Genomic DNA, 19,883 nt, shown 5'->3' with positions numbered 1-19,883 from the left:
TGACGGATGTTCCCTCCGGGATGCTGTGGCTGAATCTCTGGCACCACCTGAGCCAGCAGGAAAGGGTCGGGGGCTTTTTTGACAGGCCAGCTTCATCATGGCGACACCGGAACCTTTTTTTAAAAATTCCCCTTCCCAAACTCGGCCCCATTTGTTGAAATAGCCTTCAACCTAAGCCGCGTGATGAAGACTGGCTCGTCTCTTGCCCGGACCCGACCGAAGCGCCGGGAGGGATGCGCCGTAGGCGGGAAAAAGAAGCCCACGGGCTTGAAGAAGCAGAAGCGGGCGAAGAAGACGAGGCAGCGGAGTTTGACGGCGGAGGAGGTGCTGGCGGGGATGCGGCCGGAGGAGATCGAGGAAATCCAGGCGCTGCTGGGGCGGGAGCAGTCGGCGGGGGATTTCCGGAAGGTGGACTGGGAAAAGTTCAATCATGCGGTGCTGGTGTTTTTCCAGCGGGTGATCGCGGTGATGCATCTGCGGCCTTTCCAGGTGGAGAAACTCACCTGCGTGACGCACCAGCACCAACTCAAGCTGCATCCGCATGCCGATGCGCGTGAAGACGTGCATGTGAACCTCTGTGTCACGGGGCAGCTCTGCAATGGCCTGCACCTGCGGCTGATGCGTGTGCTGGAGTATCTTTTGCAGAAAACCATGCCGCTGCTGGCGCTGCTGACACCTCTGGAAGCATGATCCGGTCCGGCGCGGGGAAACGTTTGTTTCCTCGCCTGATTTCGGCCCCATGGGATTCTTGGCCGCATGCAACTGATGCTCCATCTGCTACCTGCATTTCCCGGTCCGCCTTCGATTGGCGTGGCGATACCCTCGGAAGTAGCTGCAATACCATCGATCTTTTTGCCAATACCTTCCCAAGTATCCGAAATACCTTCGAGGGTATTTTCAATACCTTCGATCTTTTGGGCAATACCTTCGAGGTTATCCAAAATACCTTCGAGGGTATTTTCAATACCTTCGATCTTTTTACCAATACCTTCGAGGTTATCCAAAAGACCTTCGAGGGTCTTTTCAAGACTCTCGATCTTTTTGCCAATACCTTCGAGGTTATCCGAAATACCTCCGAGGGTCTTTTTAAGACCGGCGAGCTTGGGCGCGGCGGGTGCGCTGTTTTTTAGGCTTCCAGGAGGGGCAGTTGGCATGAAGCGCTGGGTGGCCGGGATGCCTGGGCCTTTGGGCCGGATTTTTCGGCTCTTGAATTTGGGATGGGCTGCGGTGGCCGCGTGTCGGCCGCCTGTATGGCGCAGCAGCCCGCCCTTCGCGCCACGGAACACCTGAACCCACCATCAACCCAAGGAGAAAGCACCATGGCCCGGTTTGACCAGCAAGCCCGCTTTGATAGCGCGGTCCGGTTTGACCAAGCCACGCCGACTCCTGCAACACCCCGTTATCGTATGGCTAAAGTTAAACTCGATCTCAATACCCAGAAGCCGCTGGAAGTGCTCGCAGCCTCCAGCACCCACATCGCAGCGATGGCGACCCCGGAGGGAACGGCTACATTCCCCACGCCGGACCCCAGCGTGGCGGACTTCCTCATCACGCATAATGGCCTGAGCACGGCGATCAATCTGGTCTCCAGCCTGGAGGGGCAGCTCTCCGCCGCGCGTTCGGCCCTGCCGGTGGCGGTGGACGAGCACATGGTGAACATGCGCAGCCGCGCAGCCTATGTGGAGGATGAGTCCGGCGGTGATCCGGCAAAGATCCCGCTGTCTGGTTTTGCCGTGGCAGGCACCCCAGGCACCCCCATCGGGCCACTGCCGCGCCCTGAGAATGTGCGTGCCAGCATGGGCCAGTTCCCCGGTGTGATCCGCGTGAGCTGCGACCCGATCAAGGGCACGCAAACCTATGTGACGGAGTGCCGCCTGCATGACGAGCCGAACCAGACCTGGCAGCAGGCGAAGCTGAGCACGAAGAGCCGCAACGACATCACCGGTCTGATCAGTGGCAAAAACTACGCCTACCGCATGGCCGCCATCGGTGCTGCGGGCCAAAGCCCGTGGAGCGATGAAGCTGTGTGCATGGCCCCGTGATCCGCGCGAAGCACGAATCCTACTCGTCCTCCGACTCCGACTCGTCCTCGATTCGATGGCTCCGCTCCTGCGAAGCAGCTCCGCGCTTCATTGAGAGAGTGAGATGAAGAGCAAGATCAAGAGCAAGACTCAGAAAGCCCACTGCCAAGTGATCCTACTCGTCCTCCTGCTCTTACTCCTACTCCCCGAAACGCAGGCCAAACCGCCTAGCGAAGGCCTGGAGACGATCATTCCGGGAGGAAGAGGAGGATTTTGAAAGCCCACTGCCAAGTGATCCTACTCTTACTCCTACTCTTACTCCTACTCCCCGAAACGCAGGCCAAACCGCCTAGCGAATGCCTGGAGATGATCATTCCGGGAGGAAGAGGAGGAGTAGGAGACGGAGGCGGAGGCGGAGTCAGATAACCAAGAACAAGGAACCACGAACCAAGAACATCGAACCCTTACCCCATCCGTATCATCCGTGGTGAAACCATCCGTTCATCCGTGGTAAAAAGACGCCGCAGGATCGTGACCGAACAAGAAACCAAGAACAAGAAACCACGAACCCTCCCCCCCTCTGTGCTCTGTGGTAGAACTCTTCTGGGCTCAGGGAGGCGGAGGCAGATAACCAAGAACAAGGAACCACGAACCAAGAACACGCCATGCCCTTCGACCCAAACTACCCACCCACCAACGCCTTGATCGAGTCCGCGCCGTTGCGTTCGCAGCTTAACGGCCTCAAAGACCTCATCGACGCGATCCAGAGCGGCATCACCAGCGTGGAAGTGGACAGCGTCAGCACCTTACCACCGGGCAGTGCCGCCAGCGTCGGCCTCAGTCTCAATGGCAGCGTGCTGCACTTCAGCTTTGGACTGCCAGAGGGCCAGCAAGGGCCCCAGGGCAACACCGGCAACGATGGCGGCACCGGCCCCCAAGGCCCGCCCTTTGCCAGTGCGGTCGTGGATAACGTCAACACGCTCGACCCTGGCCAAAACGCCACGGTCAGCGTCAGCTTCGATGGAACGAACGTGCACTTCACCTTTGCCATCCCACGCGGCAACGACGGCATCCAAGGCCCGCAAGGAATCCCCGGCGAAGTCACGCAAACCGACCTCAACAACGCCCTGCAAAACACCCTGAGCCAATGCAGCAACAACTCCAACAACGTGACCACCCTGGACTCGCCCATGGCCGATCCCGACATGGAATCCCTCCGCAACGCCTACAATAACCTGGTGAACGCCTTGCGGCGGTGAACAGGGGGGGGGGGATTGGCCAAAGTGGGTGGCCAACGTGGGCAAGTCGCTACGCCTAGGTGCCCTCACAGAGGGCCATGAGATTCAGAAACTCGTCATTCGGTATTACCAGCGTTTGACGTGGCCCCGCGCCCTCTTACTCTCCGCGCTCCTTTTCACCCCTTCTCACACGCACGCACATGGCCATCCTCGTCGAAACTGACACCCGCATCCTCGTCCAAGGCATCACTGGAGACTTCGGCTCACGCCACGCGAAGGCATCCATCGACTACGGCACCCAGCTCGTCGCAGGCGTGACCCCCGGCAAGGGCGGCCAGATCTTCGAGCACAGCGGCAAAAAAGTGCCCGTCTTTGATACCGTGAGCGAGGCAGCCCGCGAGACCGGAGCCACCGTGAGCGTCATCTTTGTCCCGCCGCCCTTCGCGGCGGATGCCATCCTCGAAGGCATCGACGCGGGGCTCGATCTGGTCGTGGCCATCACCGAGGGCATCCCCGTCAATGACATGATCCGGGTGAAATCCGCCATGCAGGGCAGCAAAACACGCCTCATCGGCCCGAACTGCCCCGGCCTAGTCACCCCAGGTCGCGGTGAAAAATCTCACGGAGGCTGCCGCATCGGCATCGCCCCAGGTTACATCCATAAGCGCGGCAATGTCGGCGTCGTCAGCCGCAGCGGCACTCTCACGTATGAAGCTGTCTGGCAGCTCACCACGCGTGGTTACGGCCAAAGCACCTGCGTAGGCATCGGTGGTGATCCCGTGAACGGCACCAACCATCTGGACGTGCTCAAGATGTTCAATGATGATCCTGAAACCGAAGCCATCATCATGATCGGTGAAATCGGTGGCAACGCCGAGGTCGAAGCCGGTCGCTGGGCCAAGGATCACTGCAAAAAGCCTATCGCAGCCTTCATCGCAGGTGCTACCGCACCTCCCGGACGCCGCATGGGCCACGCCGGAGCCATCATCGGTGGCGAAGACGACACGGCCGCTGCGAAAAAACGCATCCTCGCAGAGTGTGGCATCGCCGTGAGTGACTCCCCCGCCGATATGGCGACCACGCTGCTCAAGCGCTGGGGCAAGGCATGATCTGCTAAGGTTCTGCCCATCCTATGCCGTGCGTGCACAGCAGGCTGAATGCCTGCTCATGGCCTCCTTTGCACTTTTCTCCGCATCTCTCTGCCCATCCATGTATGCTTTACGTCGTGAGGTTTTGGGATTTTTTACCGCTAATTCGACGCTAACGTGACGCTAATCACCCAAATCAAATATCAGCGTTAAATTAGCGTCATATCAGCGGTTTAGATTCCCCCACCTCCATCTCATGAATTCACAAATCATGATGACGCGAAGCATCATCGCATAGTGCCCAGTGGACTGAGCACTGAGCACTGAGCACTGAGCACTGAGCACTGAGCACTGAGCACTATGCTGAAACTCAACCCACCAGATGCACCTGAGGGAAGGGGACCACGAACTTCCCACCACGGGCGAGGAAGTCTTTCTCGCGGGTCTGGAACTCTGGCATGAAGTGCCAGGGCAGAACGAGGTAGTAGTCCGGCTTTGCAGCGCGGGAGTCTTCTTCGCTGATGATTTTCACGCGGCTACCGATGGTGTAGCTGCCCCATTTGCGCGGATTGCGATCGGCGATGGCCGGGAGCAGCTCGGGAGTGATGCCGCAGTATTGCAGCGTGGTGTTTCCCTTGGTGGAGGCACCGTAGCCGTGGACGAGCTTGCCCTCGGCTTTGGCTTTGAGCAGGAAGTTGGAGAGTTCTGCGCGGATGCGCTCGATGTTGGCGCGGAATTGGGCGTAGGGCTTGTCGGTATCCAGTGCCATCTCGAACTCGGTGATGCGGAGTTCCTGCACACGGAGAGCAGCTTCTGCGGAGGGCTTCACACGGCCTTGGTGGGCGACGCAGAGGCGGAAGCTGCCACCATTGACGCCATTGAGATGTACATCGACGACCTCTAGGCCGCATTCGCCGAAAAGCCGCTCCAGCACGGCCAGGGAGTAATATTCCAGATGCTCGTGGCAGATGGTGTCGAAGCTATTGACCTCCAGCATGGAGGGCAGGTAGCTCTGCTCCAGGATCCAGATGCCATCCTCTGCGAGGACGCTGGCGATGTCTGAGACAAAGGCACGCGGGTCTTCCAGGTCATAAAACATGGAGATGCTGGTGACGACGCGGGCTTTTTCCGTGGCGTGCACACGGCGGAAGGCGTCTGCGCTGTAAAAGTCGTTCACCACTTCAAAACCACGCTCACGGGCCTTCAGAGCGACATCACTGGGGTCGATGCCGATGTGGCGCAGGCCGGGTGTTTTGTAGCTGGCGAGGAGAGTTCCGTCATTGCAGCCGATATCGAGGACGATGTCGCCTTTTTTGAGCTTCAGGGTCTCCTCTGCGAGCGCGGAGATGCCAGCAAGATTGTCCCGCATGGACTGATTGATGCCGCTTTCGTAGTAGTAGCGGTGGTAGAGGACCTTTGGCGGCACGCTGTGGCGCATCTGCACGAGGCCGCAGGCATTTTCATCGAACGCGGGGTCGCAGCGGACGAGATCGAGCGGGATACGGCGTTTGATCGTGCCAGAGCCGTCTTCGCTGACGATCAGCCCACCGATGTATTGATCGCCGAGGGCGACGACATCAGTGAAACTGCGGCAGCCGCAGGCGCGGCAGGTGGTACGTTTGACGAGGAGCGGGCGGTAGGCGGGAGCGGCCATAAATTTTGAGCTGCCTGCATGGCATGGCGGCGCGGCATTGTCCAGCCAGAGTTCCGTTTGGAGGATGATTATCAATCATCACGCTGGCTGCCCATGAGGCGCAAGGCGTAGAAAAGGAACCAGCTCAGCGTGCTGATGAAAGCTGCGACGTAGGTGAAGGCGGCGGCGTCGAGCACCTTGTTCATGGCGGTGGTCTCGTCGCCTTCCCGCACGGCTCCTGTGTGGGCGAGGATGCGCTTGGCACGGGCTGTCGCGTCGAACTCGACTGGCAGCGTGATGAGCTGAAAGAGCATCATGATGCCAAAACCGACTGCCATGATGGTGATGACGAGTTTCAGCGGGATCAGACCCGAAAAGCCACCGATGAGCGGGATCCACATCACCGCTTGGCTGGCGAAGTTGGTGATGCCTACGGCGGCCATCCGCCACTGAAGCGGGGCGTAGTGTTCCTTATGCTGGATGGCGTGCCCGGCCTCATGGGCTGCCACACCCAGGGCGGCCACATTGGTGCCGTAGAAGTTTTCTTCGCAGAGAACGAGCCGCTTGTTCGAGGGATCGTAGTGGTCACTGAGGAGCCCCTTGGTGGGCAGCACCTCGACGTCCCTGATGTCATTGAGATCGAGGATGCGCTGTGCCACCTGGGCACCGCTGAGGCCTGAGCTAGCGGGCACCTGCGACCAGCGACTATACGCACTGCGCACACGCATGGATGCGATGCCAGATAGGATCATCGTGCCGACGAGAATGATGAGATAGAGTGGGTCCATAGATGGGTGGGGAGTTTTTTTGGTTTCCCATTCGATAGCAGCCATCTAGGCAATGAAAAGCTCCGCATCACTGCAAAGACGGGGAATTATTCCACGCCTTCGCCTATACAAAACGGCGGTTGCGCGGCGTTGGGAGGGGCGCTTCATTCACAGCGCATGACCGACGATACCCCCGCAGCCGAAGCCTCCGCCTCCAGTGGCACCGATACCCTCATCTGCCGCGTCACACGCTGGTATTACAAGCGCCGCCTGCTCATGTTTGCCATGTTTGCCGGTTTTGGTCTGTATTTCCTCTACGACGGCAACATCGGTTACCCAAAGGAGCTCGGCATCGCGAAGCGCAAAGAATGGTTCGTCAATGAATTCGCCAAATCACACGATGAGGCCAAAAAGGCGGGCACGCTCGATGCCTGGACTGCCGATGCGCAAAAGCAGGGGCTGCCTACGGGCACCGATGGCGAGCCGCCCAAATGGGTCACCTATGCCGCAGCAAACGGCTGGCCCGAAGATCCGCACATGTACACTGAGCGCGAGATTGCCGAGCAGTTCTACTTTGGCTACGGCTGCCTCGGCGCAGCGGCGCTGGTGCTCATCGTCCTGCTTTTGCGGAAAAACACGGTTTTGCGGGGTGAGTCGGATCATTTTGTCACTCCCAATGGTGCAAAGGTCATGTTTGCGGATGTGTTCAAGATCGACAAACGCCCCTGGGACACCAAAGGCCTCGCTTATGCCTGGTACAAGCCCGGCGGCACGGGCAGTGAGAAAAAGGCCACCATTGATGATTTGATGTATGGCGGAGCAGACTTGGTGCTCGATCGCCTCCTGAGCCGATTCAATGGCGAACTCATCGAAAAAGTCATCGAACAGGATGAACAACAGGAAGAACCAGAGCCTGCCGCAGGCAGTAGCCCTGAAAGCCAGCTCCAGACGCCTGAAAAATAACCGCAAAACGCTCGTATTTTTTTCCCTTGCCAAAAGAAAACCCGCCACTAAAGCTCCGCCCCACTTAACCCCACCCAAACACATGGCAGACAATATCCAAGAAAAAGTCAAAGACATCATCGTTGAACAGCTCGGCGTGAATCCAGAACAGGTCACGTTGGAGGCCAAGTTCATCGAAGATCTCGGTGCTGACTCCCTCGACACAGTCGAACTCGTCATGGCGTTTGAAGAAGAATTCGGCATCGACGTGCCAGATGAAGAGGCTGAAAAGCTCCAGTCCGTCGGTGACGTCGTTCGCTACGTCGAAGACCACGCCGAGTAATCCACGCTACCTCAGCGTTTATTTTCAGAAACCAGTCGGGCTGCCCGGCTGGTTTCTTGTTTTGTCCGCGTTCATCACTTCTCATGACAAACTGGCGGCTCTCACTGCGTTCGTCACTCTCCTATCTCTACCCATGACCATCTCTCGCTCGTTCCTGTGCCTCACGGCCGCTCTATCGCTACAGCTTCCCATCACCTCTCATGCCCATGATGCCTCTGCGCAGATGGCAGAAGTCGCGAATGCCTTTCTTGCCGTACTGACCCCAGAGCAGCAAAAAAAGGCCACTTTTGAGTTCGCTAGCGAAGAGCGTGAAAACTGGCATTTCATCCCCCGCGAGCGTTTAGGCCTCTCCATGAAGGAAATGAGCCCACAGCAGCGCCTCCTGGCCACTGCATTGCTCAATACCGGTCTCAGCTTCCGTGGAGCCGCCAAGGCTGTCACCATCATGAGCCTCGAAGAGGTCCTCTACCAGATCGAAGGCGCTGATGAGGCCAAGCGAGCCGCCGTGCGTGAAAAGCGTGATCCTGAAAATGCATTCATCTCCATCTTTGGCAAACCAGAGGCCAAAGGCACCTGGGGCTGGCGTGTGGAAGGGCATCCCCTCTCCCTCAACTTCACCCTCAAAGACGGCCAGCTTCTCCGTGCCTCCCCGGCCTTCATGGGCAGCAATCCCGGCGAGGTCCGCCAAGGAGCCCTCAGCGGCCTCCGCGTCCTCGGTTTGGAGGAAGAACTCGGGCGTGAACTCGTCAAAAGTCTCGATGAAGCGCAGTTTAAGAAAGCCTTTGTCGCCACAGATGCCCCCAAGGAGATGATCACCGCTGCCGAGCATCAGGTGAAGCCCCTCAGCCCCGAAGGCCTGGCCGATTCCGAACTGACGGCTCCTCAGAAAGACCTGCTCCGCCGCATCATCCGCGAATACACCGAGCGCATGCGCCCAGAGATCGCCAGCGAAGTGCTCGCCGAGCTCGAAAAATCCCAAACGCCCGTTTTCTTCGCCTGGGCAGGTGGCAAAGAGCGCGGTGAGCCACACTACTACCGCGTGCAGACAAAGGCCTTCCTCATCGAATACGACAACACGCAAAACGACGCCAACCACGTCCACAGCGTCTTCCGCAGCTTCGACGGCGACTTTGGCCGCGACATCCTCGGAGAGCATGTGAAAAAGGCGCATTGATTCGCAAGTAGCGGGCCGCCCACGCCTTGCTTTCTCACGGCAGCCTGCTACTGCATGCGCCCCGCTTCTTCCGAGGCGGCTCCCTTTTCATCCGCTCATGCCCCGCTCGAAACAACTGGTCTGTGACCCCGTGGAGGCCGTCATCGCCGACATCCGCGCTGGGCGCATGGTGATCGTCACCGACGACGAAGATCGTGAAAACGAAGGTGATCTCATCTGTGCCGCAGAAAAAATCACGCCCGAGATGGTCAATTTCATGGTCCGTGAAGGCGCGGGCATGCTCTGTGTGCCTGTCTCCACTGAGATTGCCAAAAACCTAGGCCTCGAAAGCATGGTCACTCAGAACCGGGAGGCCCACCGCACTGCTTTTACCGTCACCGTCGATGCAGCTAAAGGCATCACCACCGGCATCAGCACCGCAGACCGCGCTCGCACCATCCGCCTGCTCGCCGATCCGAAAAGCAGCGCCAAGGACTTCGTCCAGCCCGGCCACATCAACCCCCTCGTGGCAAAGCCCGGCGGTGTCCTGCGCCGTGCAGGCCATACGGAAGCGGCCACCGATCTCGCACGCCTCGCTGGCCTGCGTGAGGCTGGGGTGCTCATCGAGATCATGAACGCAGACGGCACCATGGCCCGCCTGCCCGACCTGAAAAAATTCGCCAAGAAGCATAAGCTCAAAATCTGCTCCATCGCCGATCTCATCGCCTGGCGGCGCAAGAGTGAAAAGCTCGTCGAAAAGATCGAAGTCGTCGAAATGCCCACCGACTACGGCGATTTCAAGCTCCACCTCTACAAAAGCCACCTCGATGGCATCCACCACGTCGCGCTCGTCAAAGGCGACATCAAGGCCACCGTGCCCACACTCGTCCGTGTGCATAGTGAGTGCCTCACAGGTGACATTTTCGCCTCGCGCCGCTGTGATTGTGGGAGCCAGCTCCACGCTGCCATGCGCCAAATCGACGCCGCTGGCTGTGGCGTGATTGTTTACATGCGCGGCCATGAAGGGCGCGGAATCGGTCTCCATGGCAAAATCATGGCCTACAAGCTCCAGGAGCAGGGGCTCGATACGGTAGAGGCGAATCTCAAGCTCGGCTTTCCCATGGATCTGCGTGATTACGGCATCGGTGCCCAGATCATCTATGATCTCGGAGTGCGGAAAATCCGTCTCATGACCAACAATCCGCGTAAAGTGATCGGGCTCGAAGGTCACAAACTGCAAATCACCGAGCAAGTGCCGGTCAAATCCCTGCCGAAGCCGGAGAACGCCCGCTATCTGGAAACCAAGCGCAAAAAGATGGGCCACAAGCTCTGAGGCCCCCTGTTTTCCTCGTCAGCCTCCCGTCTTTTGTGGCACCAGGACCTGCGGAGCCTTCCGCCGCACGGCGATGAAGACGGGTGAGCGCTGCTGCTCTAGCTGTGGCCGCGTGAAAGGCAGTCTGGTATTAAACGCGGTGAAATGCCACGGACCATCCGCTGTGCGCAGCGAGTACTGCAATGCCCGCCCGCCATCCAGCAGCGTCGCATGCTGCACATCGAGCTTCCGTGCCAGTTCGGACACTTCCGCCACATTCATCACGCCGCCATCGCCAGAGAGCACAAAAACGATGGTCCCATCTTTGCGCATGCCGCCCAGGGCACGGTAGGTGATCTTGGAGCCATCGAAGAAGGTATCAGGCTTCATCTCGACGTAGGGGAAGATGGTGTGATTCTTCATCACCGCCGGGTAAATCTGCGAGCCCTCTTCGATCGGCCCTGGCACCTCATCGAGCAGGGATTTTGGCCCCTAACCATGGTTTGCCTTCTTTGACAAAAAAACAGCCACTCCAGTCACCAAAGGGCGCATTCACACGCACACCCGAGTGATACACCCAGCCCATGGGCTTACCTTTGGGGTCACGGAAATTCGCGGTGATGGAGAACCACAGATTCTCGCTCTCCATGCGCTCCGCAGCCGTCGTCAGGGCGAATTTGGGCAAAAAGCTCGTCATGAAATCAAATCGCTCTGGCGAGATCGTCATCACATGCACCTCTGCTCCGAAAAGCCGCTGCACCATGCCTGCACGCAGCCCGGCCTCACGGTGAACCCGCAAGGTGCTCCAGCGTAGTCCACGCTCTGCATGCCGCTCGATCAGCGCCGCAGCCAAATCTGCGGGAGTGAGGTCGGTGGGCATCCTCCACACGCCGCGCTTCAGTCGTACCTTCAGCGTATTGCGGGAGTCTTTCACGGACAGATAGACCAGATTGCTGCCCAGATTGAAGTACAGCTCCCCCACGGCCCATGTCGCCACCCCGCACGCGAGGAGGGCGAGCAGCGACCATTTCAGCCAGCGGCGGTTGAGGGACAGCATACAGGAGTTTTTTTCAGCGAAGAATCGGAGGGAGAGCATGAAACGCCGCGCCGCGTCTTCAAGCTCCAGCACAGGAGAAACAAGCTCACTCTCTGTGCAGCGTTTCCAAAATCGACTCAAAGCGGTCTTTCCAGCGCCCCACGCCTGCATCCTCCAGCAGCCAGGCACGTCCAGCCGCCCCCCAGGCAGCACGCTGGCCAGCAGGCATATTCTCCAGTGTCCGTACATCCCGCGCTAATGCGGACGCATCACCTGGAGCATGCAGTAGGCCTGTGCGGCCTGGGTGTACCGTCTCGGTGAAGCCGCCACTCTGTGCGGCTAGCACCGGTTTGCTAAAATCATACGCCTCATAGGTCACCAGCCCCAGCGGCTCCCACCAGAGGGACGGTGCGATCAGCGCCCGGCAGGTGCGGAGGGCCTCCTGCTTCCTCGCGCCGCCGATCTGGCCCATGAAGCAGACAAAGGGGTTCTCCTTCGCTTTTTGCTGCACTAGAGCCTCCTCGGGGCCTTCGCCCGCGATGAGCAGTGTCGGCGTTTGTTTGCCTAGACTGCCGCGTAGCTCATCCCAGGCATCCAAAAGCGTGCGCAGGCCCTTTTCTGGCACCAAGCGACCGAGAAAAGGTAATGCCCCGCATCCTCCACTGGTGGTGGGGACTGCATCGCATCCCAGGAATGCCGCAGCGTGTGAATCCGCTCTGGCGCGATCCAGCCTGACTCCACGATGCGGTCACGCATGAAGTCTGAGATCGCGATCCACGCCTTCACGCTCTGGAGGGCACCACTGCGGTGTAGGCGCTTGAGCATGAGCGCAAAGAGGGCCGTTTTAAGCACGGAGCCCTGCCACACGCCTGCCAGCACTTCGGTGCGGAATTTTCCTCCTAGGCTATCCGCGTTGACCTTCCCTTTGACGAATAAGGCACCACCCACGGAAAAGGGGCGGAAGTTATGCAGATACTGCACCACGGGCACGCCGCGATCCCGTGCTGCATGGTAGAGGGAGGGGGAGCCTACAGGGTAGATGTTATGAAAGAGTGCGACTTCTGAACGGCTCGTATCGAGCATGGACTCGAATTTTGCCCGGCTCTCTTTGTTGTAAAACAGGCGCTGCACTTGCCCCAGGGCACTAGGGGCACCTTCTTTCTTCCAATCGGCACTTTCAAAGAAGCAGCGATGCATCGCATGCCGCTCCTGGAGATGATTGTAGATGCGGTCCACACTCTTCTCCTCCCCACCGGGGAAAAGATAGCGATTGAAGACCTGAAGGATGCCCTTGTGCATGGAGGACAGGGTTAGACGTCAAGGAGCGACATCACGCATCACTTCATCGAGCAAAGCGGGGTCCATTTCGGTGAGATTGCAGCGCTCTGGAAAGCGGCCCTCCTTTACATCGGCGATGTATTCACTGAAGGCCGCGATGCGTTCGTTTTGCAGACGGCGGTTTTCCTCTGCGAAGTTGCGGTAGGACTTCGCGTGGCGCGGGATGCGCTCATCGTAATCCCCCAAGATGTCGCAGGAGAAGAGAAACTGGGTATCGCAGCCTGTGCCAGAGCCCAGGGACATCAGCAGCATGCTCGTTTGCTTGCAGAGCCAGGTGGCGAGGTTGTGAGGCACGATCTCGATCTCGGCCGCATAGGCACCAGCGCTTTCGAGCTCCTTCATCTTGCGATAGATGGCCTTCGCCTCATCTGCGGTCTTGCCGATGCTGCGGTAGCCCGTCCAGGTGACATGGCGTGGCACCATGCCGATGTGACCAACGATCGGTATGCCCTCACGAGCCATCGCCTCGATCAGAAAGGGGCTGCCAGAGCAGTACACGGAGCTCGCCCCCATTTCGAGAGCTCGGAATCCTGTGCGGATGGCCTCCTCCTGCGTGGCCATGCCATGGGGCGTGGAGCCAGAAAGAAATGCCGTGGGCGCTGCCTCGACCAGCGACGGCAGCCGCGCCTGTGCCTCTGGCGAGTCAAAGCTACAGCTCATGAGGTCGATCCCTGCTGCATCCGCCGCCGCAGCCTCCTGTGGCGATTTCACATGGATGTGCGTGAGGCATCTCTTGCCTTTGAGCTTACGGAGATCGTGGACGGTGTATTTTTTTCGCGGGCGGACCATGTCAAAGGGAGGCTTACAGTTCCACTGCCATGGTTTCAATAGCCAACAACGCGATCACCGCAGGTAAATGAACTCACTGCTCATGAGTATCCCCTGGGCTAGGAGTGTCCAGGCTTGGAGCTCTCGCTTGGCAGCGTCTGACTGGTCGGAGGCGAGGGCTGCCTCTGCGGTGGTGAGGAAGTCACGGACACGGCGCAGGTCGGTAGCGTTGCTTGGCCGCGCATAGGCGATCTGCACGGCCTCACGCACGCGGGAGTCGATATCGCTGCTGCCTGCGAGTAGCCTCTGGGCGAATTTTTCTGCCGCAGCAGTGCACAGCTCACTATTCATGAGCAATAAAGCCTGTGGGGAGACGATGGAGCTGTTCCGCATGCCGGTGGAGGTGGCGGGATCAGGGTAATCGAATTGCTGGAAGAGGTCGTAGAGGTTGTTCCGAATGACGGGCATGTAGATCGCACGCCGCGTGCTGCCGTATGTGGTGAAATCCTTGCTGGTGTGATTGAAGACGAACTCACGATTGCGGCGAGGGATGGTTTTCCCGCCTGTGGTGGCATCCAGCATGCCCGCAGCATGGAGCAGGGCATCACGCACCTCTTCAGCCTCCAGGCGGCGGATGGGGAAGTGGGATAGAAGATGATTTTCTGGATCGACTGTGACCGATTGCGCGGTGCTTGTCGCCTGGCTGCTCTGCTGATAGGTCTGGGAGGTCAAAATGAGGCGGTGTAGGGCTTTCACACTCCAGCCATTTTGGGTGAACCAAGATGCCAGGAAGTCGAGCAGCTCGGGGTGGCTCGGTTTTTGGCCGAGGAGGCCGAAGTTGTCCGCGGAGGGCACGATGGCTTGATTGAAATGCCAGCCCCAGATGCGATTGACGATGACGCGGCTGGTGAGCGGGTGAGTGGCATCTGCCAACCATTGGGCGAGCTCGAGGCGGCCACTGCTTTTTGCGGAGAAGGTTGGCCGTGTGCGCATGGCGATCTGCATGACCTGCGGCACGCCACGCGGGATGGGCTTGCCCAGGCTGAGATGACTGCCGCGGATGTGAATTTTGAGTTCTTTGAGAATCGTGTCGCTATCGGAGACGGCGAGGGCGGTGGGTAGATCCGGTAGATTGCTCTCCGTGCTCATCATGACGTCTTTGAGCCGGTGGAGCTTGGCGACGACTTCTTTGGGGTAGAGCACTTCTGGCTCCGGCGGTAGTGCGAGGAAGCCGCGTGCATCATCCAGCGCAGCGCGGGTCTGGTGTAGGATCGAGCCTGCCAGTGGCTTTTGCTCTTTATCAGCGGCGAGGTCGGACCCGGTGGGCTTTTTCGACTTCGCAGGAATCGGAGTGATTTTTTCTGCCTGGGCGAAAAGCAGCATGTAATACTCCCGCAGATGCGAGACGGCACCGCGCTGGCGGAGGGCATCTTGCCAAGGCTTGAAGACTGGATGCTTCTCATTGGCTGCGAGCCAGACGCGTGTGTTGAGCAGGATTTGCGGGCGGAGACCGGCCTTTTCTGCGATGGGTCGCACCGTGCTCAGGGTAGGGGAGTGAGGGAGCTGCGCGGCGGCCATGAGGTAGCCGACGGCCTGACGACGCACTTCGTCTTTGAGCGCTTTGTTGGCCTCTGTTTCGAGCTTGGCGACGGCGCTTTTATGCTCAGAGAGCACACGCTCGGCTGACTTCACTCGGGCAAAGGCGTCGAGGTCGCCCATCGGTGCCTCAAAGGTGGTGCTGAGAGCTCCGATGCGGTCTTTGCTGAAGCTCTGGGTGCTTTTGAAGATGGCGGCGAGTGCGTAGTAGTCATCCTGGGGGATGGGATCGAATTTATGATCGTGACAGCGCACGCAGCCGAGTGTCATGCCCATGAAAGCGCGGCCCATGACGTCGATTTGCTCGTCGATGACATCCATGCTGAGTTTTTCCTTATCGGGCTCGGCGAGGACTTTGGCACCGAGATTGAGGAAGCCGGTGGCGGTGACTTGGCGCTGGCGCTGTTCGGCGCTTTTGGAGGGCAGCAGATCTCCTGCGAGCTGCTCCAGGACGAAGCGATCAAAGGGCAGGTCGTTGTTAAAAGCCTGAATGACGTAGTCACGGTAACGCCATGCTGTGCCGAGAGCGATGTTCTCATCGAGACCATTCGAGTCTGCATATCGTGCGACATCCAGCCAGTGACGGCCCCATTTCTCTCCGTAATGCGGTGAGGCGAGCAGGCGATCGATGAGATTCCGCGTGGCAGAGGCGGCGTCGCGGCTGCTTTCCCTGACAAAGTCTGCCACCTCCTGTGGCGTGGGCGGCAGACCGATGAGATCAAAGGTCATGCGGCGGATAAGTGTGCGCGGATCTGCGGCTGGAGAGAGCTGGAGGCCGCTGTTGCGCTGTTTCGCTCGGATAAACGCGTCGATGGGATTGGCTGGCTTTGGCAGTGATGCATCCGCTGGCACAGCCGGGCGTGCGACAGGCTGGAAGGCCCAATGCTGTGCTCCCGCACGGATGTCGATCACACGCGGTCCGTGCGAGGGAGTCGCTGCGGCACCGCTGCGCGGATCTGGAGCTCCCATCTTCACCCATTGCTCGATGAGGCTGACTTCCCGTGCTGGTAGTGCCCCTTTCGGCGGCATTTGCATGTCCTGGTTTTTGTAGCGGATGGATTCGATGAGCAGGCTTTTCTCTGGATAGCCAGCGACGAGTGCGGGGCCATTATCACCGCCTTTGAGCACGGAGTCTCGTGTATCGAGTGTGAGTCCTCCTTTGCTCTTTCCTTTCTCCGCAGAGTGGCACTCGTAGCAGCGCTCGATGAGGATGGGACGGATGTTTTTTTCAAAAAATGCCGCCCCGTCAGCGGATGGAACTCCCGCGCCACGAACGAGAGTCGTGACGAATAGATAGGCGAGGACGCTGAGGGCAGATCGCTTCATCGTGGGCAGCTGGCTATGGAGAAGTACGGCTCTCAGCCCCGCATCTTGCCCATGGGTGGTTTTTCTCACTCCACGCCGATCAGCATCAGAACGATGCTGGTGCCATTAAAGACGGCATGCAGCAGGATAGGCACGAGTAAGCAGCCAGAGAACTCATACGCGGCGCACAGCAGCATGGCCAGTGCCCATAGTGGTAGCAGGCTGCCTACATGAAGATGCATGATGGCAAAGAATAAACCCGTGACCACCGCAGCAAAGGGGGCGTCCGTGTAGCGTTTGAGCACGGCGTAAAAGAAGCCTCGGAAAAGCGTTTCCTCGACGACGGGGGCTACCACCACGGCCGCCAGCGTGATCAGGAGCCGGAAGCTCCAGCTATCCGACTCCGAAAAAGCCTTTACCAAGTCCTGTGCCTCCGCCCCAGGTGCCATCTGCTCCAGCCACTGCATCCAGACCAGCGCCACGCCACCCACCACTAGATAAATGATGAGCATGCCTGCTAGGACAGTGAGCAGTGCCCTGCGCCACCGGACGCTTTCCAGTCCGAAGATCTCTGGAAGATTCAGATGCCGGAACTGGCTCAGATACATCAGCAACACGGCACACATCAGGAGCTGGAAGACCACGCCGAGAGCGACATCTTCGGCTTTCACTACGCGAGCAGCCGCACTCACACCGATCTCTGCCACCGGCTGCATGACGCCAGTGAGTAGCACCGCCATGCCTGCGACGGCCACGAGGAGGTCCACATCACCGTAAGGGCGTGAGAGCACCTGCCCCTCATGGTTCCATGCGGCGCTAGGCCGTGCGATACGCAGCAATTTGTAGCCGATGATGCCGAAGAACATCATCACGCCCGCGATGAAGGTCACGTCTTGGAGGATGCCGATATTGACTGCGTCGGACATGAGCGTGGATCAGCGTGCGTGGGTGGTGGAAAGGTAGTAGGGCACCCCTGGGCGGAGCTGTGGCAGAGCAGAGGCTCCACCGAGGCTCAATTCCAGCCGCGACGCGGTTTTTGGCAAGGCTCCGGCCTTTGTAGCCATGCCCAGCGTCTCAAAGAAGCCCACGTCTCGATAATAGCGCACCACGCCAGCCTGCGGTGCCTTCGCCAGAGACCGTGCCAGCGTATAAGCATCCTCGATGTAGCCGATCTGGTCCACCAGCTTCGCCGCGAGTGCCTCACGGGCAGTGACGACACGCCCATCCGCGACGGTGGTGCGGAGCTGCTCCGTAGGCACCCCCCGCGCTTGGCTGACGATGCCCAGAAAACGCTCATACATCTGCGCTACCAGATTCTGCACATAGGCCTTCTCGTCTTCACGCATCGGTCTAGCGCCACTCAGGCTGTCTTTAAAGGCACCACTGGTGAAAGTATTCATCCCCAGGCCCACTTTGCCAAAAAGGTCCGTGTAATTCAGCGTCTCGATGATCACCCCGATGCTCCCAGTGAGCGTGGTCTCGCTGGCGACGATCTTGGTGGCACCGCAGGCGATGTAATAGCCGCCGCTGGCTGCGAGGCTGTCCATGTGGACGACCACAGGCTTCACCGCTGCCGCTTTTTTCACGCTATTATAGAGGACGTCACTGGCGGTGACTTCGCCACCTGGGCTATTGATGCGGAGGATGATCGCCTTTGCCTGGGCATCTGCTGCCGCCTGTTCGACCTGGTGCTTGATCGCGTCCATATCCGGCAAAGCATCGAAAATCGGCGAGGAAGACCCCATGGATGAGATCATGCCATCGAGGTCGATCTGCACGATCTTATCCGAGATGCCGCCCAAGGCCGGCTCGATGAGCTTTTCGCTATATTTCGTCTTCGGGGTTGCTTTAGAGGACACAAAGGCCTCCCCGTCTCCATCGCCCATTCGGGCCCAAAAGACCAGATTCAGCGCAAAGCTCGCGAAGAGCACGAAAACGAGAAAAGCGAACAAACAGCCTATTTTTCTACTCATACACCCCACGCTACCGCGCCACCGCCACCGCGCAAGGTGTGACGCGGATGTCCCAGGGCGTTAGTTTCACCCAGATCAAATTTTGGCACCAAAATGGCCAATGAGATGGATTTCTCACGGACTTTTTCTTGTGCCGCCGGGCGTTCCCGCTAAGGCAAAGGCTCACTTTTAAAAAACCGCCTAGAAAGCCAGTCACGCCATGTCATCCATCGTTAGCAAAGGTCTTGAAGGAATCGTCGCCGCCGAAACCCGCCTCGGAGAAGTCAAAGGAGCCGAAGGCGTCCTCTTCTATTGTGGCTACGACATCAACGAACTCGTCAAAGTCTCCTACGAGGAAGTCGTCCACCTACTCTACTACAACAAACTGCCCAATCAGACTGAACTCGACAAGCTCACTACCGCCCTCCGTGCTGAGCGTGAGCTACCTCAGGGCGTGATCGAATTCCTCAAGACCGCGCCCAAGACCGCCAAGCCCATCGACATCATGCGCACCGCCGTCTCCATGCTCGGCTGCTATGATCAGAAGCGCCACGACATCGACGTCAGTGAAAATCTCGCCAACGCCATCCGCCTCACCTCCCAGATCGGCGTCATCGCAGCTTACTTCCACCGTGCTCGTCAGGGGCTGGAACTGCCACCTGTGCGCAAAGACCTCAGCGAAGCCGCACACTTCCTTTACCTCATGAATGGGGAAGTCCCCAGCAAGGAAGCAGAGCGCACCCTCGACATCGCCTACATCCTCCACGCCGAGCATGGCTTCAATGCCTCCACCTTCACCGCACGCGTCGTCGCCTCCACTCTAAGCGACATGTACAGCGCCATCTCTGCCGCCATCGGTGCCCTCAAAGGCCCCCTCCATGGCGGTGCCAATGAAGGCGTCATCCACATGCTCCAGGAAATCGGCAGCCTCGATAAAGTCGATGCCTGGGTCGCAGACGCACTCGCTCAGAAAAAGAAGATCATGGGCATCGGCCATCGTGTTTACAAAGTGCTCGATCCCCGCGCCCCGCACCTCCGCGAGATGGCCATCAAGCTCACCGAGCAGCTCGGCGAGGCAAAATGGATCCAGATGAGCGAACGCATCGCCACCATCATGCGCGAGCAGAAGAACCTCAACGCCAACGTCGATTTCTACTCCGCCACGGTCTATTACAGCCTCGACATCCCGACGGATCTCTTCACGCCCATCTTCGCCATCGCACGCATGAGCGGCTGGACGGCCCACGTGCTGGAGCAATGGAGCGAAAACCGCCTCTTCCGCCCCCTCAGCGAGTACACCGGCAAGCCCTACGGCCAAAAAGTCGTCCCCATCGAAGAGCGATAAAACGGAGCTCTGTTCGCAGTTCTCCGTTTGACCTTTTTGTCCCAGT

20 protein-coding genes are annotated in these 19,883 nt (G+C 58.9%); 10 read left to right on the top strand and 10 right to left on the bottom strand.

Annotation, left to right across the window (positions count from 1 at the left end):
• The first annotated feature begins 267 nt into the window (after window positions 1–267).
• The 5 genes from IPK32_01215 (at window position 268) to sucD (ending at window position 4,368) form a co-directional block, all read left to right on the top strand.
• Window positions 268–690, top strand: a complete 423-nt coding sequence (locus IPK32_01215) for a hypothetical protein (protein ID MBK8090639.1) — start codon at window positions 268–270, stop codon at window positions 688–690.
• Window positions 687–1,130 carry a hypothetical protein gene (locus IPK32_01210; protein ID MBK8090638.1) on the top strand — a complete coding sequence of 148 codons (444 nt, stop codon included), beginning with the start codon at window positions 687–689 and terminating at the stop codon, window positions 1,128–1,130. The genes IPK32_01215 and IPK32_01210 overlap by 4 nt, the downstream gene beginning before the upstream one ends.
• A 276-nt stretch (window positions 1,131–1,406) precedes the next feature.
• The gene (locus IPK32_01205; protein MBK8090637.1) at window positions 1,407–2,042 is read left to right on the top strand and encodes a fibronectin type III domain-containing protein; all 636 of its coding nucleotides are present in this window, start codon (window positions 1,407–1,409) and stop codon (window positions 2,040–2,042) included.
• A 644-nt stretch (window positions 2,043–2,686) separates the two neighbouring features.
• Window positions 2,687–3,280 (top strand): hypothetical protein, encoded by a 594-nt coding sequence (locus IPK32_01200; GenBank protein MBK8090636.1) that lies wholly within the window; start codon window positions 2,687–2,689, stop codon window positions 3,278–3,280.
• Window positions 3,281–3,459: 179 nt separating this feature from the next.
• On the top strand, window positions 3,460–4,368 hold the full coding sequence (gene sucD / locus IPK32_01195; protein MBK8090635.1) for a succinate--CoA ligase subunit alpha: 909 nt from the start codon (window positions 3,460–3,462) through the stop codon (window positions 4,366–4,368).
• Between the two features lie 349 nt (window positions 4,369–4,717).
• Here the strand turns inward: sucD and IPK32_01190 are convergent, their stop codons facing one another.
• On the bottom strand, window positions 4,718–6,001 hold the full coding sequence (locus IPK32_01190) for a class I SAM-dependent methyltransferase (GenBank protein MBK8090634.1): 1,284 nt from the start codon (window positions 5,999–6,001) through the stop codon (window positions 4,718–4,720).
• 71 nt (window positions 6,002–6,072) lie between these two features.
• The gene (locus IPK32_01185; protein MBK8090633.1) at window positions 6,073–6,768 is read right to left on the bottom strand and encodes a zinc metallopeptidase; all 696 of its coding nucleotides are present in this window, start codon (window positions 6,766–6,768) and stop codon (window positions 6,073–6,075) included.
• A 156-nt stretch (window positions 6,769–6,924) separates the two neighbouring features.
• On the opposite strand from IPK32_01185, the gene IPK32_01180 reads away from it, so the two are divergent.
• The 4 genes from IPK32_01180 (at window position 6,925) to IPK32_01165 (ending at window position 10,518) form a co-directional block, all read left to right on the top strand.
• Window positions 6,925–7,710, top strand: a complete 786-nt coding sequence (locus IPK32_01180) for a hypothetical protein (protein ID MBK8090632.1) — start codon at window positions 6,925–6,927, stop codon at window positions 7,708–7,710.
• 82 nt (window positions 7,711–7,792) lie between these two features.
• Window positions 7,793–8,032 (top strand): acyl carrier protein, encoded by a 240-nt coding sequence (locus IPK32_01175; protein MBK8090631.1) that lies wholly within the window; start codon window positions 7,793–7,795, stop codon window positions 8,030–8,032.
• Between the two features lie 133 nt (window positions 8,033–8,165).
• The gene (locus tag IPK32_01170; protein ID MBK8090630.1) at window positions 8,166–9,206 is read left to right on the top strand and encodes a DUF3500 domain-containing protein; all 1,041 of its coding nucleotides are present in this window, start codon (window positions 8,166–8,168) and stop codon (window positions 9,204–9,206) included.
• Window positions 9,207–9,303: 97 nt separating this feature from the next.
• Window positions 9,304–10,518: a bifunctional 3,4-dihydroxy-2-butanone-4-phosphate synthase/GTP cyclohydrolase II gene (locus IPK32_01165; protein MBK8090629.1), complete on the top strand. Its 1,215-nt coding sequence runs from the start codon at window positions 9,304–9,306 to the stop codon at window positions 10,516–10,518.
• An 18-nt stretch (window positions 10,519–10,536) separates the two neighbouring features.
• Here the strand turns inward: IPK32_01165 and IPK32_01160 are convergent, their stop codons facing one another.
• The 8 genes from IPK32_01160 to sppA all read right to left on the bottom strand — a co-directional run bounded on the left by IPK32_01160 (window position 10,537) and on the right by sppA (window position 18,399).
• A complete protein-coding gene (locus tag IPK32_01160; protein ID MBK8090628.1) occupies window positions 10,537–10,920 on the bottom strand; it encodes a phosphodiester glycosidase family protein in 384 nt (127 codons plus the stop codon).
• A gap of 46 nt (window positions 10,921–10,966) precedes the next feature.
• Window positions 10,967–11,554, bottom strand: coding sequence for a hypothetical protein (locus tag IPK32_01155; GenBank protein ID MBK8090627.1), 588 nt, complete (start codon window positions 11,552–11,554; stop codon window positions 10,967–10,969).
• Between the two features lie 85 nt (window positions 11,555–11,639).
• A complete protein-coding gene (locus tag IPK32_01150) occupies window positions 11,640–12,158 on the bottom strand; it encodes a glycosyltransferase (GenBank protein MBK8090626.1) in 519 nt (172 codons plus the stop codon).
• Window positions 12,098–12,832, bottom strand: coding sequence for a glycosyltransferase (locus tag IPK32_01145; protein ID MBK8090625.1), 735 nt, complete (start codon window positions 12,830–12,832; stop codon window positions 12,098–12,100). The genes IPK32_01150 and IPK32_01145 overlap by 61 nt, the downstream gene beginning before the upstream one ends.
• Before the next feature lie 18 nt (window positions 12,833–12,850).
• A complete protein-coding gene (locus IPK32_01140) occupies window positions 12,851–13,660 on the bottom strand; it encodes a 3-methyl-2-oxobutanoate hydroxymethyltransferase (GenBank protein ID MBK8090624.1) in 810 nt (269 codons plus the stop codon).
• Between the two features lie 54 nt (window positions 13,661–13,714).
• On the bottom strand, window positions 13,715–16,561 hold the full coding sequence (locus IPK32_01135; GenBank protein ID MBK8090623.1) for a PSD1 domain-containing protein: 2,847 nt from the start codon (window positions 16,559–16,561) through the stop codon (window positions 13,715–13,717).
• 65 nt (window positions 16,562–16,626) lie between these two features.
• Complete coding sequence (locus tag IPK32_01130) at window positions 16,627–17,466, bottom strand: CPBP family intramembrane metalloprotease (protein ID MBK8090622.1); 840 nt, start codon at window positions 17,464–17,466, stop codon at window positions 16,627–16,629.
• Window positions 17,467–17,475: 9 nt separating this feature from the next.
• Complete coding sequence (sppA, locus tag IPK32_01125) at window positions 17,476–18,399, bottom strand: signal peptide peptidase SppA (protein MBK8090621.1); 924 nt, start codon at window positions 18,397–18,399, stop codon at window positions 17,476–17,478.
• 313 nt (window positions 18,400–18,712) lie between these two features.
• Here sppA and IPK32_01120 point away from each other — a divergent pair, with 313 nt between their 5' ends.
• Window positions 18,713–19,837, top strand: coding sequence for a citrate synthase (locus tag IPK32_01120; protein ID MBK8090620.1), 1,125 nt, complete (start codon window positions 18,713–18,715; stop codon window positions 19,835–19,837).
• The last annotated feature ends 46 nt before the right edge of the window (window positions 19,838–19,883 follow it).

It is taken from the genome of Verrucomicrobiaceae bacterium, from assembly GCA_016713035.1.
Taxonomy (GTDB): Bacteria; Verrucomicrobiota; Verrucomicrobiia; order Verrucomicrobiales; family Verrucomicrobiaceae; genus Prosthecobacter.
The sequence above is the reverse complement of the archived record's forward strand: the minus strand, read 5'-3'. Positions and strand labels throughout refer to the sequence as shown.

Coding starts and splice junctions, on each gene's coding strand:
- IPK32_01170 (MBK8090630.1), top strand. CDS start 8,166: ATGACCATCTCTCGCTCGTTCCTGTGCCTCACGGCCGCTCTATCGCTA.
- IPK32_01190 (MBK8090634.1), bottom strand. CDS start 6,001: ATGGCCGCTCCCGCCTACCGCCCGCTCCTCGTCAAACGTACCACCTGC.
- IPK32_01165 (MBK8090629.1), top strand. CDS start 9,304: ATGCCCCGCTCGAAACAACTGGTCTGTGACCCCGTGGAGGCCGTCATC.
- IPK32_01130 (MBK8090622.1), bottom strand. CDS start 17,466: ATGTCCGACGCAGTCAATATCGGCATCCTCCAAGACGTGACCTTCATC.
- IPK32_01200 (MBK8090636.1), top strand. CDS start 2,687: ATGCCCTTCGACCCAAACTACCCACCCACCAACGCCTTGATCGAGTCC.
- IPK32_01210 (MBK8090638.1), top strand. CDS start 687: ATGATCCGGTCCGGCGCGGGGAAACGTTTGTTTCCTCGCCTGATTTCG.
- IPK32_01145 (MBK8090625.1), bottom strand. CDS start 12,832: ATGCACAAGGGCATCCTTCAGGTCTTCAATCGCTATCTTTTCCCCGGT.
- IPK32_01120 (MBK8090620.1), top strand. CDS start 18,713: ATGTCATCCATCGTTAGCAAAGGTCTTGAAGGAATCGTCGCCGCCGAA.
- IPK32_01140 (MBK8090624.1), bottom strand. CDS start 13,660: ATGGTCCGCCCGCGAAAAAAATACACCGTCCACGATCTCCGTAAGCTC.
- IPK32_01205 (MBK8090637.1), top strand. CDS start 1,407: ATGGCTAAAGTTAAACTCGATCTCAATACCCAGAAGCCGCTGGAAGTG.
- IPK32_01135 (MBK8090623.1), bottom strand. CDS start 16,561: ATGAAGCGATCTGCCCTCAGCGTCCTCGCCTATCTATTCGTCACGACT.
- IPK32_01185 (MBK8090633.1), bottom strand. CDS start 6,768: ATGGACCCACTCTATCTCATCATTCTCGTCGGCACGATGATCCTATCT.
- sucD (MBK8090635.1), top strand. CDS start 3,460: ATGGCCATCCTCGTCGAAACTGACACCCGCATCCTCGTCCAAGGCATC.
- IPK32_01175 (MBK8090631.1), top strand. CDS start 7,793: ATGGCAGACAATATCCAAGAAAAAGTCAAAGACATCATCGTTGAACAG.
- IPK32_01155 (MBK8090627.1), bottom strand. CDS start 11,554: ATGCTGTCCCTCAACCGCCGCTGGCTGAAATGGTCGCTGCTCGCCCTC.
- IPK32_01160 (MBK8090628.1), bottom strand. CDS start 10,920: ATGAAGAATCACACCATCTTCCCCTACGTCGAGATGAAGCCTGATACC.
- IPK32_01180 (MBK8090632.1), top strand. CDS start 6,925: ATGACCGACGATACCCCCGCAGCCGAAGCCTCCGCCTCCAGTGGCACC.